Annotated in this window: 1 protein-coding gene; it reads right to left on the bottom strand. The window is 36.0% G+C overall.

Annotated features, from left to right (window positions below):
• Nucleotides 1-1,053, bottom strand: a 1,053-nt coding sequence (locus EKL98_RS17245; protein WP_199740765.1) for a DUF2339 domain-containing protein, incomplete at both ends; no start/stop codon positions are given.

Raw genomic sequence — 1,053 nt, forward strand, 5'->3', positions numbered from 1 at the left:
TAAAGCTGCGGTAAATAATCCTTTGAGTTCGGGATGATATTGTTCTAAAACAACCATTCCAGCTCCATAAAAAAGAAAAGAATTACTGGCTAGAATGCTTAATTCTATTGGAGAGAAAAGGCCTTTGGTTCTTACATTATTGATGATGTTGACACCAATGAATACCAAGTAAAAGGCAAATCCGAAAAGTAATGCGCCAAGATAATGTGGTGCCTTTTCATCGAGGTTCTTGAACAACCAAGCTCCATACAAAATGACTGTAAAAACATAGGATAATATATTGATGATACTCCATTTTTTATAATAGGCCAATGCCAGAATTCCGATATTTAAAATGAGTATGTAGGTAAACAATACCACATAATTTCCTTGACCTGTGCTGATCATAAACGGAACGGCAAAGCCACCAATTAGAGATAATACGGCCAATTCTTTTCGGTTATAGGAAAGCGAAATAAAACAGCTAAACACGGTAATCAGGATCATTATTATAAAGGCTGTTGTCTGTCCGAACAAGTGGTAACTGTGAAACGCAATACCAATTGTGAAATAGAAAATAGCAATTGCTCCGGCCACAAAAACCGAACTGAAAGCAGCATATTTTTGACGTAATTTATGAGCCACTCCCATAATTAATGCGCCGGAAAGCATACCAATTCCCACTCGGGCGGGTTCGTTGATCCAATCTTTGTCTATTGCATATTTCACGAAATAACTGATTCCCAAAACCAGAATTAAAATCCCAATTTTGTTGATGAGGTTTTCGCCAATAAATTTTTCTAAATCGGGATTGGCCTTCTTCAAAGCTTCATTCGAAACATCGTATTTTTTTTCGATACCAAATAAAGTTTCTTTGGGTTCTACTTTATGCGTTATAACTTTAGCAATTGTTTTCTTGGCATTCCCTTTTTTAGGAATCAGCAAAATACTATTAGGTTTTAAACCACCTTGCGCATCGGGGTTTAATTGATAAATATCATAAGGGGTGACATTGTATTTTTGGGCAATTTGGCTAATCGTTTCCCCTTTTTCAACCTTGTGAGTTGTATTTTT

The organism is Flavobacterium bomense (assembly GCF_003970355.1).